The organism is Pseudomonas sp. RT6P73 (genome assembly GCF_054897715.1).
This window is the reverse complement of the sequence record NZ_JBUBUV010000002.1, coordinates 6,597,501-6,610,200: the sequence shown is the minus strand read 5'-3', so window position 1 is coordinate 6,610,200 and position 12,700 is coordinate 6,597,501. Positions and strand designations below refer to the sequence as shown.

The window sequence follows — 12,700 nt, the reverse complement described above, 5'->3', positions numbered from 1 at the left end:
CGTGTTATTCGGTTTCCAGATCGATATCGATGCCGAGGGAACGAATTTCCTTGATCAACACGTTGAAAGACTCGGGCATGCCCGGCTCCATACGGTGATCGCCATCCACGATGTTTTTGTACATCTTGGTACGGCCGTTCACATCGTCCGACTTCACTGTGAGCATTTCTTGCAGAGTGTAAGCAGCACCGTATGCTTCCAGTGCCCAGACCTCCATCTCCCCGAAACGCTGACCACCGAACTGCGCCTTACCACCCAGCGGCTGCTGGGTAACCAGGCTGTACGAACCGGTAGAACGAGCGTGCATCTTGTCGTCTACCAAGTGGTTCAGCTTCAGCATGTACATGTAGCCAACAGTAACCGGGCGCTCGAACTTGTTGCCGGTACGGCCGTCGGTCAGCTGCATCTGGCCGCTTTCTGGCAGGTCTGCCAGTTTCAGCATGGCCTTGATTTCGCTTTCCTTGGCGCCGTCGAACACTGGAGTGGCCATTGGAACGCCGCCACGCAGGTTCTTCGCCAGATCCAGGATTTCCTGGTCGGAGAAGCTATCCAGATCTTCGTTACGACCGCCGATCTGGTTGTAGATCTCGTCGAGGAATTTACGAAGCTCAGCGACTTTGCGCTGCTCTTCGATCATCCGGTTGATCTTCTCGCCCAGACCTTTGGCCGCTAGGCCCAGGTGGGTTTCAAGGATCTGACCAACGTTCATACGCGAAGGTACGCCCAACGGGTTGAGGACGACGTCGACCGGGGTGCCATTGGCATCGTGCGGCATGTCTTCAACCGGCATGATCACGGAGACCACACCTTTGTTACCGTGACGACCGGCCATCTTGTCGCCCGGCTGGATGCGGCGACGGATTGCCAGGTAAACCTTGACGATTTTCAGCACGCCTGGAGCCAGGTCATCGCCCTGCTGCAGTTTGCGCTTCTTGTCTTCGAACTTGTCGTCCAGCAGACGGCGGCGATCAACGATGTAGGCCTGAGCCTTCTCGAGTTGCTCGTTCAGAGCATCTTCAGCCATGCGCAGTTTGAACCACTGACCATGCTCAAGACCGTCGAGAACTTCGTCGGTGATTTCCTGACCTTTCTTCAGACCGGCGCCGCCTTCGGCTTTGTGGCCGACCAGAGCGGAACGCAGACGTTCGAAAGTGGCGCCTTCAACGATACGGAACTCTTCGTTCAGATCCTTGCGGATCTCGTCGAGTTGAGTCTTCTCGATCGACAGTGCACGAGCATCACGCTCAACGCCGTCGCGGGTGAAGACCTGTACGTCGATGACGGTACCCTTGGTGCCGGTAGGCACACGCAGGGAAGTGTCTTTAACGTCGCTGGCTTTTTCACCGAAGATGGCACGCAGCAGTTTTTCTTCCGGAGTCAGTTGGGTCTCGCCTTTCGGAGTGACCTTACCTACCAGAATGTCGCCTGCGCCTACTTCAGCACCTACGTAAACGATACCGGCTTCGTCCAGTTTGTTCAGTGCAGCTTCACCCACGTTCGGGATGTCTGCAGTGATTTCCTCTGGCCCAAGCTTGGTGTCACGCGCCACACAGGTCAGTTCCTGAATGTGGATCGTGGTGAAGCGGTCTTCCTGAACCACACGCTCGGACAGGCAGATGGAGTCTTCGAAGTTGAAGCCGTTCCATGCCATGAACGCGATGCGCATGTTCTGACCCAGAGCCAGCTCACCCATATCGGTGGACGGACCATCAGCCATGATGTCGCTGCGCTGAACCCGATCACCTTTACGCACCAGCGGACGCTGGTTGATGCAGGTGTTCTGGTTGGAGCGGGTGTACTTGGTCAGGTTGTAGATGTCGACGCCAGCTTCGCCGGTTTCAACTTCGTCATCAGCAACTCGAACCACGATACGGCTGGCGTCGACGGAATCGATAACGCCACCACGACGAGCCACGACGCAAACGCCGGAGTCACGGGCTACGTTACGCTCCATGCCGGTACCGACCAGCGGCTTGTCAGCGCGCAGGGTTGGTACAGCTTGACGCTGCATGTTCGAACCCATCAACGCACGGTTGGCGTCGTCGTGCTCGAGGAACGGGATCAGCGACGCAGCAACCGAAACTACCTGCTTCGGCGATACGTCCATCAAGGTGACGTCTTCCGGCGCCTTGACGGTGAACTCGTTCAAGTGACGAACAGCTACCAGTTCGTCGATCAGGACTTTCTTGTCGTTCATCGTGGCCGAAGCCTGAGCGATCACGTGATCAGCTTCTTCGATGGCAGACAGGAACACGATCTCGTCGGTGACCAGAGCGTCTTTCACCACACGGTACGGGCTCTCGAGGAAGCCGTACTGGTTGGTGCGCGCATAAGCGGCCAGGGAGTTGATCAGACCGATGTTCGGACCTTCCGGCGTTTCAATCGGGCATACACGACCGTAGTGAGTCGGGTGTACGTCACGCACTTCAAAGCCAGCACGCTCACGAGTCAAACCGCCAGGGCCGAGTGCAGACACACGACGCTTGTGGGTGATCTCGGACAGCGGGTTGTTCTGGTCCATGAACTGGGAAAGCTGGCTGGAACCGAAGAACTCTTTCACCGCCGCAGCCACTGGCTTGGCGTTGATCAGATCTTGCGGCATCAGGCCTTCGCTTTCAGCCATCGACAGACGCTCTTTGACCGCACGCTCTACACGTACCAGGCCAACGCGGAACTGGTTCTCGGCCATTTCGCCTACGCAGCGAACACGACGGTTACCCAGGTGGTCGATGTCATCGACGATGCCTTTACCGTTACGGATGTCGACCAGAGTCTTCAGTACCGCGACGATGTCTTCTTTGCACAACACGCCCGAACCTTCGATCTCGGTACGACCGATACGACGGTTGAACTTCATCCGGCCGACCGCAGACAGGTCATAGCGCTCAGGGCTGAAGAACAGGTTGTTGAACAGAGTCTCGGCAGCGTCTTTGGTTGGTGGCTCGCCTGGACGCATCATGCGATAGATCTCGACCAGCGCTTCCAATTGGTTGCTGGTGGAGTCGATCTTCAGTGTGTCGGAGACGAACGGACCGCAGTCGATATCGTTGGTGTACAGAGTTTCGATGCGAACAACCTGAGCCTTGGCAATTTTGGCCAGGATCTCAGTGTTCAGCTCGGTGTTGCACTCTGCCAGGATTTCGCCGGTTGCCGGATGCACGATGGCCTTGGCGGTAGTGCGACCCAGGACGTAGTCCAGTGGCACTTCCAGGGTTTTGAGACCGGCTTTTTCGATCTGGTTGATGTGGCGCGCAGTAATACGACGACCAGCCTCAACGATGACCTTGCCCTTCTCGTCCTGAATATCCAGAACAGCAATTTCACCACGCAGACGCGAAGCAATCAGTTCCAGACTGAGGGTTTCGCCGCTCAGATGGAAAACGTTGGTGGTGTAGAACGCGTCGAGCACTTCTTCAGTGGTATAGCCGAGCGCGCGCAGCAGTACCGATGCAGGCAGCTTGCGACGACGGTCGATACGCACGAACACGCAGTCTTTCGGGTCGAACTCGAAGTCCAGCCACGAACCGCGGTAAGGAATGATGCGCGCGGAGTACAGCAGTTTACCGGAGCTGTGCGTCTTGCCACGGTCGTGGTCGAAGAACACGCCCGGGGAACGGTGCAGCTGGGAAACGATTACACGCTCGGTACCGTTGATTACGAAGGTACCGTTCTCAGTCATCAGGGGGATTTCACCCATGTAGACTTCTTGCTCTTTAATGTCCTTGATCGCTTTGTTCGACGATTCTTTGTCGAAAATGATCAGGCGCACTTTTACCCGCAAAGGTACGGCGTAAGTTACACCGCGCAATACGCATTCTTTGACATCAAATGCCGGTTCGCCCAGGCGATAACCGACGTACTCCAGCGCAGCATTGCCGGAGTAGCTGATGATCGGGAAAACGGATTTGAAGGCCGCATGCAGGCCCACGTCGCGGAACTGATCTTTAGTCGCTCCCGCTTGCAAGAATTCACGATACGAATCCAGCTGGATGGCCAGGAGGTACGGCACATCCATGACGTCCGGCAACTTGCTAAAGTCCTTGCGGATACGTTTTTTCTCAGTATATGAGTAAGCCATCAGCGTTCCCCAGCTTGGTCACCTGCTTGTTTGGCCCCTCCCGACGGGAGCAGCCAGAAAATCGTGCAAACCCCATGGTTTGCGCCACCGCATCGGGTGGTTACAGCTCGTTACCAGCACCGACCCAGTCGGCTGCCAATAACGGAAAAAGGCCGGTGGCAAGAGCCACCAGCCATCAGCCTTTCGCTTAACGCTCGGGCTGGAGGAGCAAAGTCGATGCTTACTTCAGCTCGACTTTAGCGCCTGCTTCTTCCAGAGTGGCTTTGGCTTTGTCAGCTGCGTCTTTCGAAACAGCTTCCAGAACCATGCCAGGAGCGCCGTCAACTACAGCCTTGGCTTCTTTCAAGCCCAGACCGGTCAGTTCACGTACTGCCTTGATCACGTTAACTTTCTTCTCGCCAGCTTCCAGCAGCATGACGTTGAATTCAGTTTGTTCTTCAACAACAGCAGCGACAGCAGCTGGACCAGCGGAAGCAGCGGCAGCGGAAACGCCGAACTTCTCTTCCATGGCCTTGATCAGCTCAACGATTTCCAGAACGGATTTTTCGCCGATTGCTTCGATGATTTGGTCGTTAGTCAGAGACATGACTATAAATTCCTGTATTGGGGTGACAGCCTACGCGGCCATCGAAATAAACAATAAACGCTGAAAGGAGTCGCTCAGCCTTAGGCTGCAGCGGCTTCTTTCTGGTCGCGAAGAGCCGCCAGAGTACGAGCCAATTTGCTGGTTGCGCCTTGAATCACGCTCATCAGCTGAGAAATTGCTTCGTCACGGGTCGGCAGGCTTGCCAGTACGTCGATCTGATTAGCTGCGAGGAACTTGCCCTCGAACGCAGCTGCCTTGATCTCGAACTTATCCTGACCTTTTGCGAACTCTTTGAAGATACGGGCAGCAGCGCCCGGATGTTCTTTGGAGAATGCAATCAAGGTCGGGCCAGTGAACACGTCGTTGAGCACGTCATATTGAGTGCCAGCAACGGCGCGCTTGAGCAGGGTGTTACGTACAACACGTACGTAAACGCCAGCTTCACGAGCCTCTTTACGGAGTCCGGTCATAGCGCCTACTGTTACGCCACGGGCATCAGCCACGACAGCGGACAGAGCAACTTGGGCAGCCTTGTTGACTTCAGCGACGATGGCCTTCTTGTCTTCAAGTTTAATTGCCACGGGAAAAACTCCTGCTTGTTACCGTTTCATCCAACCGAGGCCAGATGTCGTTTTGGTGTCTGATTCGGTAAGGAACCGGGAGCACCATCTGCGTAGGCTTGTGGTTTAAGACTTGCGCCGCCTACGGTCTTGGATAGCCCCCGCCAGGCAGGGACCCCAATCTTTCAATTGGCGCAATCGCTTGCGCCAACCTCTGTCTTACGCGTCGAGCGAGCCTTGGTCGATGACCAGACCTGGACCCATGGTGGTGCTCAGGGTAACGCGCTTGACGTAAATACCTTTCGAGGAAGCTGGCTTGATACGCTTCAGATCAGCGATCAGGGCTTCAACGTTTTCCTTCAGCTTGACGGCATCAAAGCCGACTTTGCCAACGGAGGTGTGAATGATGCCGTTTTTGTCGGTGCGATAACGAACCTGACCAGCCTTGGCGTTTTTAACCGCGGTAGCTACGTCTGGAGTTACAGTGCCGACTTTAGGGTTAGGCATCAGGCCGCGCGGGCCCAGGATCTGACCCAACTGACCAACAACGCGCATGGCATCCGGGGATGCGATAACTACGTCATAGTTCAGGTCGCCGCCTTTCATTTCGGCAGCCAGGTCGTCCATACCTACACGGTCAGCGCCGGCAGCCAAAGCGGCCTCAGCAGCTGGACCCTGGGTGAACACAGCTACGCGAACGGTCTTGCCAGTGCCGTGTGGCAGCACAGTAGCGCTACGAACAACCTGGTCAGATTTACGCGGGTCAACACCCAGGTTTACAGCAACGTCGAACGACTCGCTGAACTTGACAGTCGACAGCTCAGCCAGCAGAGCAGCAGCGTCTACAAAGTTGTAGGACTTGCCTGCTTCGATTTTGCCGGCGATAGCCTTTTGACGCTTGGTCAACTTAGCCATTACACACCCTCCACGTTAAGGCCCATGCTACGAGCAGAACCGGCGATAGTACGCACGGCTGCGTCCATATCAGCTGCAGTCAGATCCGCGTTTTTGGTTTTCGCGATTTCTTCCAGCTGAGCACGGGTCACGGTGCCAACCTTAACGGTGTTCGGACGAGCGGAACCGCTAGTCAGACCAGCAGCCTTCTTCAGCAGAACCGAAGCAGGGGTGGATTTGGTTTCGAAAGTGAAGCTACGGTCGCTGTAGACAGTGATGATCACTGGAGTCGGCAGACCTGGTTCAATACCCTGAGTACGGGCGTTGAAAGCCTTGCAGAATTCCATGATGTTCACGCCGTGCTGACCCAAAGCAGGACCAACAGGTGGGCTTGGGTTAGCCTGAGCGGCCTTCACTTGCAGCTTGATGTAAGCGGTAATCTTCTTGGCCATGAGGCACTCCAATTACGGGTTCGAACGCCTCGAAAGGCTCCCCGGTTACTTGCGCGTTTATCCCAGTGACGACAAAACCCCACAGCCTAGGCTGCGGGGTTGGGATGCTTGTTCAGCTAGACCTTTTCGACCTGACTGAACTCTAACTCTACCGGAGTAGAGCGACCGAAAATGAGCACCGCCACTTGGATCCGGCTCTTTTCGTAGTTAACTTCTTCGACCGTGCCAGTGAAATCGGCAAACGGACCGTCATTGACACGTACCGACTCACCCGGCTCGAACAACGTCTTCGGCTTCGGCTTGTCGCTACCATCAGCAACGCGACGCAGAATCGCTTCTGCCTCTTTATCTGTGATCGGTGCAGGCTTATCAGCGGTACCGCCGATGAAACCCATCACCCGAGGAGTATCCTTGACCAAGTGCCAAGTACCCTCATTCATGTCCATCTGAACCAGCACATAACCTGGGAAGAACTTGCGCTCGCTTTTGCGTTTCTGGCCATTACGCATTTCAACCACTTCTTCAGTGGGAACCAGAATTTCGCCAAAGCCATCTTCCATGCCAGCCAGCTTTACGCGCTCTACTAACGAGCGCATGACATGCTTCTCGTAACCGGAGTAAGCATGCACAACGTACCAACGCTTAGCCACGGGACACCCTTAGCCGACAATCAAGGAAACAAGCCAGCCGAGCAGGGAATCTAGCCCCCACAACAGCAACGCCATAACCAGGACAACAGCCACAACAATCAGCGTGGTCTGCGTGGTTTCTTGGCGAGTTGGCCATACGACTTTACGAATTTCGGTGCGAGCTTCCTTAACCAGTACGAAGAAAGACTTGCCCTTGACTGTCTGCAGGCCTACAAAGGCAGCTACAGCAGCAATGGCGAGCAATGCAAGTACGCGATACAGGATCGGCGATGCTGAGTAATACTGATTGCCAACAACGCCAACAACCACCAAGGCGACTACTACAAGCCACTTGAGCAGATCGAAGCGAGAGCCTTGAACTTCAGCTTTAGGAGTCATCTATGAAGATCCTGTGAAAAGAAAGCCAGACACACCAAGTGAATCTGGCAGGTCAGGAGGGAATCGAACCCCCAACCTACGGTTTTGGAGACCGTCGCTCTGCCAATTGAGCTACTGACCTAAAACAAAATCAGGCCGACCATTATGCCGACCCGAAAAAGACATTACAACAATTTACTCGGCAGCCTTGGCTTCACCACCAAAACCACCCGCACGATCACCCAGAAAAAACAACAAGATGCGACCGCAACCATTAAAACAAAGGCAGATATTTTCATATCTGCCTTGTTATATGGAGCTCTTGAGCGGATTTGAACCGCTGACCTCACCCTTACCAAGGGTGTGCTCTACCAACTGAGCTACAAGAGCGTAACACTTTGCAGGATCTGCAAACTTGGAGCGGGTAGCGGGAATCGAACCCGCATCATCAGCTTGGAAGGCTGAGGTTCTACCACTAAACTATACCCGCGGAGCTTGCAGCTCTCGCTAAAAATGGTGGAGGGGGAAGGATTCGAACCTTCGAAGTCGTAGACGTCAGATTTACAGTCTGATCCCTTTGGCCGCTCGGGAACCCCTCCTAAGCGAGCCGGCATTCTATATCATGCCGACCTTCTGTCAAGCATTTTCTCATTAAAAAACCTGAGGTTAGCTGCATTGACACCGCTTTGCACCGTCGACCTTTAAATGTCTTCACTGCGAAGCGGGCGCCATTCTATGCAAACTATTCCGCAGGCGCAACCCCCTCGCACGGCATTATTTTATGTTTTAACTCATTGAATTCTCTGGAAAGGTTCAGCAGCTGAAGATCATCCACCAAACGACGGCTTTCGGGCGCTACGCGGACCCAGTAACCTGCGGAAGCAGAGGAGTCTTTTGGCAAAGACTGAAATTTGATATCCATCCCACCCAATCGCCGCTCAGCTGCCAGTGCGATCTCCTGACGAGTAAAGCCACCCAAATAGAGACACCCACTGTCCGCCGACGTCGACGTTGACTTTCCTTTCTCACGAGCCGCATCAGTCGCCTCGCTCAGCAAGCGGATATCCTGCTGCGATCCTCGATACAAACTCAACGGCGTAACGTCTTTGGCACGCAGCGGAGCTTCTTGTTGATGCCAGACGTAATAGAAGACATTGAGAACCAGTAGCAGCAGGAACAACCAACGCATAAAAACCTCAAGACAAAGGACATGCCATCGCCAGACCTACAAATACCAGGTCGGGAATCAGCCTGGCATCGGGCACGATTTCAGAGACGAGCGCCGCATCACCTCCCGTGAGGAATACAGCAAAATCCTCCCCCCAATAACTATGCGCCATTTCCAGCTGGGTCAGGACGAAGCCCCTCAGCATAAGCGAACATCCCCGCTCAACCGCTTCGACAGTTGTACGGCCAGGTACGAGGCTTTCCAGGGCGCGCTCGGCAGCAATATCACCGTAGCGAATCTTGCGCGTATGTGTTCGTAACTGGTTGCGCATCAAAGGCATCCCTGGACAGATAAACCCGCCAAGATGCTCTCCATCCCCCGCAATGAAATCAGCAGTCACTGCAGTTCCGAAATCAAGTACCAGGCAGGCTCCTGCGGCCAGATGAAATCCACCGAGCATCGCGAGCCAGCGATCAAGCCCTAACCGCTCGAACTCCTCGTACCCATTTCGAACGCCAGCCATTTCTCGCGCCGGCGCAGCGCATATCGCGGACACAGAGAACGCTTGCGTCAGCAGAGAAGTCAACGCACCGGTCTCTTCGGTCGTTCTGACGCTGACCAACCGGCACTGCTTGAGGGTCAGCCCCTCAAGTTCATCCAGGCTTTCCAGCAATGCGAGATCCGAATCCACCACGCCCTCACCAAACACCCGCTTGGCATCCGCATGGAGAACGCGCCATTTTATAAAACTGTTTCCACAGTCGAGCTCAAGAATCATCACGCAACCTCAGGCTGAGCTCACCACCACTAAAGACTTTTTCCACACCATCTACCTTCAAGCGCAAGGCACCCTGACTGTCGATACCCAACACCTCACCATCTATCTGGTTAACACCAGCAATCAACGAGACTGCCCGCCCTTGCCAAAGATGGTTCTGCTCCCATTCCCGCTGGATGGCGGAAAACCCATCGATCTGATGACGAGCCAGATACTTCTGAAGCATTAACCCCAATTGCGCGACGAGGTGATTGCGATCAAACACCCTGCCCGACTCGAGCCGCATGGATGTCCATTGCTGATCAATCTCATCGGTCGACTGCATGTTCACATTAATTCCAACACCCAGCACCACGTGACACACATCAGCAGGATCACCCACCAACTCGAGCAATATTCCGGCAATTTTTTTCTGGCCAACCAAAACATCGTTGGGCCACTTCAAGCCCGCGCCCGGAATACCGAGATCTCGCAAAGCCTGCATGACGGCAAGCCCAACCACAAGACTCAAACCCTCGAGCTGACGCATTCCACCCTCTATGCGCAACACGAGGCTGTAATAGATGTTTTCCGCGAAAGGACTGGCCCAATTACGGCCACGTCGGCCACGCCCCGCAGTCTGCCGTTCGGAGAGCACCAAAAATGGCGCAGCCTGGCCACGCTCGATTGCGCGCAAGGCTTCAGCGTTAGTGGAGTCAATTGAATCGAAGACCAGAATAGGCCAGTCACACGAGGGCGCCTGCTCTTTTATGTCGACAGGATCAAGCAGCGTCAATGGCGCAGCCATTTGATAGCCGCGACCCCGCACCTTGTGGATGGACAAGCCGAGCTCAGCCTCTAAATGCTGCAGCTGCTTCCATACCGCACTACGACTGATACCCAAGGCGATGCCCAGAGCCTGACCCGAATGGAACTTGCCATCCTTAAGAAGCTTTAACAACGTCAGCATGCAAGTCTCGCCTCACAATGAGGCCCGCATGATAGCCATGCCCCGAGCCGTTGCATAGAAAACCCGAGAGCCAGTACTTTCCTGCGGACAAAACAAAACCCCAACTGCTTTCGCAATTGGGGTTTCGGAATTTAATCTTGACGATGACCTACTCTCACATGGGGAAACCCCACACTACCATCGGCGATGCATCGTTTCACTGCTGAGTTCGGGATGGGATCAGGTGGTTCCAATGCTCTATGGTCGTCAAGAAATTCGGTAGCCAGGTCGTGGGCCTTTGCAGGTTCACGCTCCAGCGAATGGGTATGTGATAGCTTTCGGTGTTTTGTGCTGCTTTTGTGAGTACAGTCGAACTTTCGGTTCGTTTCGTCTTCACACACCGCAATCTGATGCTCTTTCGAGTAGTCAAATTGCTTGGGTGTTATATGGTCAAGCCTCACGGGCAATTAGTATTGGTTAGCTCAACGCCTCACAGCGCTTACACACCCAACCTATCAACGTCGTAGTCTTCGACGGCCCTTCAGGGGACTCAAGGTCCCAGTGAGATCTCATCTTGAGGCTAGTTTCCCGCTTAGATGCTTTCAGCGGTTATCTATTCCGAACATAGCTACCCGGCAATGCCACTGGCGTGACAACCGGAACACCAGAGGTTCGTCCACTCCGGTCCTCTCGTACTAGGAGCAGCCCCTCTCAAATCTCAAACGTCCACGGCAGATAGGGACCGAACTGTCTCACGACGTTCTAAACCCAGCTCGCGTACCACTTTAAATGGCGAACAGCCATACCCTTGGGACCGGCTTCAGCCCCAGGATGTGATGAGCCGACATCGAGGTGCCAAACACCGCCGTCGATATGAACTCTTGGGCGGTATCAGCCTGTTATCCCCGGAGTACCTTTTATCCGTTGAGCGATGGCCCTTCCATACAGAACCACCGGATCACTAAGACCTACTTTCGTACCTGCTCGACGTGTCTGTCTCGCAGTCAAGCGCGCTTTTGCCTTTATACTCTACGACCGATTTCCGACCGGTCTGAGCGCACCTTCGTACTCCTCCGTTACTCTTTAGGAGGAGACCGCCCCAGTCAAACTACCCACCATACACTGTCCTCGATCCGGATAACGGACCTGAGTTAGAACCTCAAAGTTGCCAGGGTGGTATTTCAAGGTTGGCTCCACGCGAACTGGCGTCCACGCTTCAAAGCCTCCCACCTATCCTACACAAGCAAATTCAAAGTCCAGTGCAAAGCTATAGTAAAGGTTCACGGGGTCTTTCCGTCTAGCCGCGGATACACTGCATCTTCACAGCGATTTCAATTTCACTGAGTCTCGGGTGGAGACAGCGCCGCCATCGTTACGCCATTCGTGCAGGTCGGAACTTACCCGACAAGGAATTTCGCTACCTTAGGACCGTTATAGTTACGGCCGCCGTTTACCGGGGCTTCGATCAAGAGCTTCGCGTTAGCTAACCCCATCAATTAACCTTCCGGCACCGGGCAGGCGTCACACCCTATACGTCCACTTTCGTGTTTGCAGAGTGCTGTGTTTTTAATAAACAGTCGCAGCGGCCTGGTATCTTCGACCGGCATGGGCTTACGCAGTAAATGCTTCACCCTCACCGGCGCACCTTCTCCCGAAGTTACGGTGCCATTTTGCCTAGTTCCTTCACCCGAGTTCTCTCAAGCGCCTTGGTATTCTCTACCCAACCACCTGTGTCGGTTTGGGGTACGGTTCCTGGTTACCTGAAGCTTAGAAGCTTTTCTTGGAAGCATGGCATCAACCACTTCGTGTTCTAAAAGAACACTCGTCATCAGCTCTCGGCCTTAGAATCCCGGATTTACCTAAGATTCCAGCCTACCACCTTAAACTTGGACAACCAACGCCAAGCTGGCCTAGCCTTCTCCGTCCCTCCATCGCAATAACCAGAAGTACAGGAATATTAACCTGTTTTCCATCGACTACGCTTTTCAGCCTCGCCTTAGGGACCGACTAACCCTGCGTCGATTAACGTTGCGCAGGAAACCTTGGTCTTTCGGCGTGGGTGTTTTTCACACCCATTGTCGTTACTCATGTCAGCATTCGCACTTCTGATACCTCCAGCAAGCTTCTCAACTCACCTTCACAGGCTTACAGAACGCTCCTCTACCGCATCACCTAAGTGATACCCGTAGCTTCGGTGTATGGTTTGAGCCCCGTTACATCTTCCGCGCAGGCCGACTCGACTAGTGAGC

11 protein-coding genes, 4 tRNA genes and 2 rRNA genes (1 of these 17 running past the window's edge) are annotated in these 12,700 nt (G+C 54.4%); 1 reads left to right on the top strand and 16 read right to left on the bottom strand.

Annotated elements, in window-relative coordinates; genetic code table 11:
• Window positions 1–4 precede the first annotated feature (4 nt).
• The 8 genes from rpoB to ACYZT6_RS30355 all read right to left on the bottom strand — a co-directional run bounded on the left by rpoB (window position 5) and on the right by ACYZT6_RS30355 (window position 7,719).
• Window positions 5–4,078: a DNA-directed RNA polymerase subunit beta gene (rpoB, locus tag ACYZT6_RS30390; protein WP_462029813.1), complete on the bottom strand. Its 4,074-nt coding sequence runs from the start codon at window positions 4,076–4,078 to the stop codon at window positions 5–7.
• A gap of 220 nt (window positions 4,079–4,298) precedes the next feature.
• Window positions 4,299–4,664 (bottom strand): 50S ribosomal protein L7/L12, encoded by a 366-nt coding sequence (gene rplL, locus ACYZT6_RS30385; protein WP_010467258.1) that lies wholly within the window; start codon window positions 4,662–4,664, stop codon window positions 4,299–4,301.
• Between the two features lie 80 nt (window positions 4,665–4,744).
• The gene (gene rplJ / locus ACYZT6_RS30380) at window positions 4,745–5,245 is read right to left on the bottom strand and encodes a 50S ribosomal protein L10 (RefSeq protein ID WP_010467255.1); all 501 of its coding nucleotides are present in this window, start codon (window positions 5,243–5,245) and stop codon (window positions 4,745–4,747) included.
• Window positions 5,246–5,443: 198 nt separating this feature from the next.
• The gene (gene rplA / locus ACYZT6_RS30375) at window positions 5,444–6,139 is read right to left on the bottom strand and encodes a 50S ribosomal protein L1 (protein WP_007896626.1); all 696 of its coding nucleotides are present in this window, start codon (window positions 6,137–6,139) and stop codon (window positions 5,444–5,446) included.
• Window positions 6,139–6,570 carry a 50S ribosomal protein L11 gene (gene rplK, locus ACYZT6_RS30370; RefSeq protein WP_003210097.1) on the bottom strand — a complete coding sequence of 144 codons (432 nt, stop codon included), beginning with the start codon at window positions 6,568–6,570 and terminating at the stop codon, window positions 6,139–6,141. Before rplK ends, rplA begins: the two co-directional genes overlap by 1 nt.
• Before the next feature lie 116 nt (window positions 6,571–6,686).
• Entirely contained in the window at window positions 6,687–7,220 is a 534-nt protein-coding gene (nusG, locus tag ACYZT6_RS30365) for a transcription termination/antitermination protein NusG (protein WP_007896622.1), read from the bottom strand.
• Window positions 7,221–7,229: 9 nt separating this feature from the next.
• The gene (gene secE / locus ACYZT6_RS30360; protein WP_090179217.1) at window positions 7,230–7,598 is read right to left on the bottom strand and encodes a preprotein translocase subunit SecE; all 369 of its coding nucleotides are present in this window, start codon (window positions 7,596–7,598) and stop codon (window positions 7,230–7,232) included.
• Between the two features lie 45 nt (window positions 7,599–7,643).
• Window positions 7,644–7,719 (bottom strand) — tRNA-Trp (locus tag ACYZT6_RS30355).
• 23 nt (window positions 7,720–7,742) lie between these two features.
• On the opposite strand from ACYZT6_RS30355, the gene ACYZT6_RS30350 reads away from it, so the two are divergent.
• Entirely contained in the window at window positions 7,743–7,913 is a 171-nt protein-coding gene (locus ACYZT6_RS30350; protein ID WP_462029812.1) for a hypothetical protein, read from the top strand.
• Here ACYZT6_RS30350 and ACYZT6_RS30345 read toward each other — a convergent pair.
• The 8 genes from ACYZT6_RS30345 to ACYZT6_RS30310 form a co-directional block, all read right to left on the bottom strand.
• A tRNA-Thr gene (locus tag ACYZT6_RS30345) sits at window positions 7,892–7,967 on the bottom strand. The genes ACYZT6_RS30350 and ACYZT6_RS30345 overlap by 22 nt on opposite strands.
• Window positions 7,968–7,993: 26 nt before the next feature.
• Window positions 7,994–8,067: transfer RNA gene (locus tag ACYZT6_RS30340), tRNA-Gly, on the bottom strand.
• A 24-nt stretch (window positions 8,068–8,091) separates the two neighbouring features.
• Window positions 8,092–8,176 (bottom strand) — tRNA-Tyr (locus tag ACYZT6_RS30335).
• A 143-nt stretch (window positions 8,177–8,319) separates the two neighbouring features.
• Window positions 8,320–8,766, bottom strand: coding sequence for a hypothetical protein (locus tag ACYZT6_RS30330; RefSeq protein ID WP_462029811.1), 447 nt, complete (start codon window positions 8,764–8,766; stop codon window positions 8,320–8,322).
• Window positions 8,767–8,773: 7 nt separating this feature from the next.
• Complete coding sequence (locus ACYZT6_RS30325) at window positions 8,774–9,523, bottom strand: pantothenate kinase (RefSeq protein WP_462029810.1); 750 nt, start codon at window positions 9,521–9,523, stop codon at window positions 8,774–8,776.
• The gene (gene birA, locus ACYZT6_RS30320; protein ID WP_462029809.1) at window positions 9,513–10,472 is read right to left on the bottom strand and encodes a bifunctional biotin--[acetyl-CoA-carboxylase] ligase/biotin operon repressor BirA; all 960 of its coding nucleotides are present in this window, start codon (window positions 10,470–10,472) and stop codon (window positions 9,513–9,515) included. The genes ACYZT6_RS30325 and birA overlap by 11 nt, the downstream gene beginning before the upstream one ends.
• 135 nt (window positions 10,473–10,607) lie before the next feature.
• Window positions 10,608–10,723 (bottom strand): 5S ribosomal RNA (gene rrf / locus ACYZT6_RS30315).
• Window positions 10,724–10,897: 174 nt separating this feature from the next.
• Window positions 10,898–12,700: ribosomal RNA gene (locus ACYZT6_RS30310) — 23S ribosomal RNA — on the bottom strand (it continues 1,089 nt past the right edge of the window).

What these genes read in the sequence shown, in the direction of transcription:
- ACYZT6_RS30350 (WP_462029812.1), top strand. Translation starts at nt 7,743, where the DNA reads ATGCCGACCCGAAAAAGACATTACAACAATTTACTCGGCAGCCTTGGC.
- ACYZT6_RS30325 (WP_462029810.1), bottom strand. Translation starts at nt 9,523, where the DNA reads ATGATTCTTGAGCTCGACTGTGGAAACAGTTTTATAAAATGGCGCGTT.
- rplL (WP_010467258.1), bottom strand. Translation starts at nt 4,664, where the DNA reads ATGTCTCTGACTAACGACCAAATCATCGAAGCAATCGGCGAAAAATCC.
- birA (WP_462029809.1), bottom strand. Translation starts at nt 10,472, where the DNA reads ATGCTGACGTTGTTAAAGCTTCTTAAGGATGGCAAGTTCCATTCGGGT.
- rpoB (WP_462029813.1), bottom strand. Translation starts at nt 4,078, where the DNA reads ATGGCTTACTCATATACTGAGAAAAAACGTATCCGCAAGGACTTTAGC.
- rplA (WP_007896626.1), bottom strand. Translation starts at nt 6,139, where the DNA reads ATGGCTAAGTTGACCAAGCGTCAAAAGGCTATCGCCGGCAAAATCGAA.
- ACYZT6_RS30330 (WP_462029811.1), bottom strand. Translation starts at nt 8,766, where the DNA reads ATGCGTTGGTTGTTCCTGCTGCTACTGGTTCTCAATGTCTTCTATTAC.
- rplK (WP_003210097.1), bottom strand. Translation starts at nt 6,570, where the DNA reads ATGGCCAAGAAGATTACCGCTTACATCAAGCTGCAAGTGAAGGCCGCT.
- secE (WP_090179217.1), bottom strand. Translation starts at nt 7,598, where the DNA reads ATGACTCCTAAAGCTGAAGTTCAAGGCTCTCGCTTCGATCTGCTCAAG.